Origin of the sequence: Nostoc cf. edaphicum LEGE 07299 (assembly GCF_015207245.1) — a bacterium.
Lineage (GTDB): Bacteria > Cyanobacteriota > Cyanobacteriia > Cyanobacteriales > Nostocaceae > Nostoc > Nostoc edaphicum_B.
The window spans coordinates 1-2,621 of record NZ_JADEXF010000991.1 but is presented as its reverse complement, the minus strand read 5'-3'; the positions used below and the strand labels follow the sequence as shown (position 1 = coordinate 2,621).

Annotated in this window: 3 protein-coding genes; all 3 read right to left on the bottom strand. The window is 42.6% G+C overall.

The window, feature by feature from the left end; translation table 11 throughout:
- Window positions 1–569, bottom strand: a 569-nt coding sequence (locus IQ229_RS23505) for a trypsin-like peptidase domain-containing protein (RefSeq protein WP_194047906.1), incomplete at its 3' end; no start/stop codon positions are given.
- Window positions 570–653: 84 nt separating this feature from the next.
- Window positions 654–1,394 carry a COP23 domain-containing protein gene (locus tag IQ229_RS23500; RefSeq protein WP_228013682.1) on the bottom strand — a complete coding sequence of 247 codons (741 nt, stop codon included), beginning with the start codon at window positions 1,392–1,394 and terminating at the stop codon, window positions 654–656.
- Between the two features lie 730 nt (window positions 1,395–2,124).
- On the bottom strand, window positions 2,125–2,621 hold a 497-nt coding region (locus tag IQ229_RS23495), incomplete at its 5' end, for a hypothetical protein (RefSeq protein ID WP_194047904.1).

Here is a 2,621-nt window from a genome sequence, read left to right as displayed (position 1 = left end):
GCAAGGGTGTTTGCATTAATGATGCGCCAACTGGGAAATCCCGAAGCATAAACAATTTCACCAACAGATAGGATGTGAGAGTTGCCGATCGCTACGACTTTGTAAAGGCGATCGCTGCTAAATTGCACCAAGGCTAAATCGTCATTCCCCAACCGATCGGAATGTAGCCAAACACCTTTATGTATCTGACCATCCGCCGTTAAAATGGTGTAGCTATCGCCTCCCCCTTCGGCTACTACATGAGCATTTGTGAGTACTGTGTAGGTTTTTCCTTGATTTCTGATAATGACTCCCGAACCAGTTCCTTGATCGCCTAAAATTCTCACTGTTACCGATTTGGCGATCGCTGACACCGAATCAGGAAGAGTAGCAGCCGTTTCTGGAAATTGAGCGATCGCCTGGGACATTTGATGCAATTGCAGGTCAGTATCTATGAAACCTGGGTTAGCTGCCACAGAAGGCGATACTAATGGGGAAGCAGAAAATACTGCAAACACTCCCAACTGAACAATCCACATCCAGATTGGACTTAAAAGGAGCGATCTTAAACCAACTTTGTTACTTTCCACAGCCATTTCAGAAGCAGAAGATTTTGTTAACCTGCATATATATAGAGACGTTGAAGGAAACGTCTCTACAGGAATTGCTAAAGGCTAGATAGAACCGCCACCCGTCCCCGCACCTGGAACTGGAGTATAATTTCCTGGATTGGGGGCTGTATAATTTCCTGGATTGGGAGCAGCAGGCATCCCGCCAGATTCATTAGCTAATTGATTAACTGCTTCTTCTAAACCTACAGCAGTGGGAATGATTTCTTCCTCACCACCTACACTGCCTGTGAAGCCAGCACTTTCAACTACATTGGGACCACTAGCCCGTTGACCAAACCGCACAATCCGGGCTAGGACATTGCCTGGATTGCGGGCATTTTCCCCTCTCAGCAGGGTCATGATCACATTGTTGGGGTTGCAACTTTCGGTAGCGTTCACAAAACAAATCACGCTGAAACCATTGACCTTACCAGTAGTCAACAGCAAGTTACTCAATTTGCCACCATTTTGCGCTACTGTCGCTGTCATTCGCTGGGAAACCATCTGACACCGTTGTTGAGGTGACATATCATTACTTGCCGTCTGCCAAACAATTAAAGGCGATGACAAAATCCGACCGTTTGCTTGGACAAGGGTGGCTGGGTCAGCTCCCACTCGACCGCATATAAAGGAAGTGGCGGCTGATGGCTGTTGGTATTGCCCCTGCATTGGTGGCTGTTGATATTGCCCCTGCATTGGTGGCTGTTGATATTGCCCCTGATACTGTGCCATTGCTGGAGATATCGCAGCACCAGAAAGCGCGATCGCACTTATCAGAAATTTAGTTACTAACTTGAATTTCATAGATACATTCCTAACTGAAATTGAATTGTTGTTACTCGTTGTTCCTGAAACCATCTGATACTGCGGAAGAAACAAAGTATTGTTCAGTAACTTTTCTGTTCCTATGCTATATCAATTTGCCTTAACAAATAATTTTTCAATGTTTTGATTTAGATTACGTTAAAGCTTTACAAAAAGAAAACTAGTTGAGAAATAAATAGCAAATACACTGTTAGTGAAAGGCTATAAATAATTAAGCGTTTCTTAACTGGCTAATAACCCAACTTACGAGTTATTCAGAACAATTAGATATCAGAATGACTGCTCGTCTAAACATACTGCCTAGTATCAATTTTGATGGTCGGAAAAGGTCGGATTTTTTTAGTAACAGTACTAAAGCTGGCTATTACACTTCAACTACCTTGTTGGGTAGGTTGGAAAAAGTTAGAGATTGCTAAGTTATTGGTTCTAAAAAGCGATCGCTCTCACCTCTTTCACCTCAACTCAAAATCATCGCGATCGCAACGAGAACACCGCAGGCATCGCACAAAATCATCATGGCGTAGAAAGTTGGAGACTAGATCCCCGACTTCTTGAAAAAGTCGGGGATCTGAATGATGTGTGGTAGAAAGTGCGATCGCGCTTATATCTCACTTTCCCAAACAGTTTATTGTTTACTTGGCATGGAAAATCCGATCGTATGAAATTATCGATTTTAGGTTTTGTTTTACTCTACTCAACTTCCAAATAACTAGTGCGAAACAGTGATATTGCCAGATGTAAAGGTGGCAGGAAATTTAGCACTTGGCGCGTTACAAAGCTGTAGTGCAGTTTCTCTAGAAACATCGATAACGCGAATCTGATCGGGATTTTGATCTTTTATTTGAACAAATACCCATTTACCTTTCCCAGTCACAGAGGAAGAACCATCAACAATTGAACCGGCAATAGTACTGATAGGAGTTCTCGCATTTCCCAAAAGAAAAGTGTTTACACACTCAGCTTGAACAACCATTCGGAGACCATCTTGTTCTCCTCTATATGAAAATAAGCCAGAGCCTCTTCCAGATGCTTGACCAGATACATTGATATTAATTTGGAATGTTAATGCTCCAGCTTTTACCCGACCAGATCCTTGGATACTTGTGAATTCAAAACTTGTTTTACGAAAATCTTGTGCGTTACTTGGCTTCTCGGCAAGGAAACAGATTAAAAAGCTAGTAGATATGGCAGAGATAGCTCCAATAG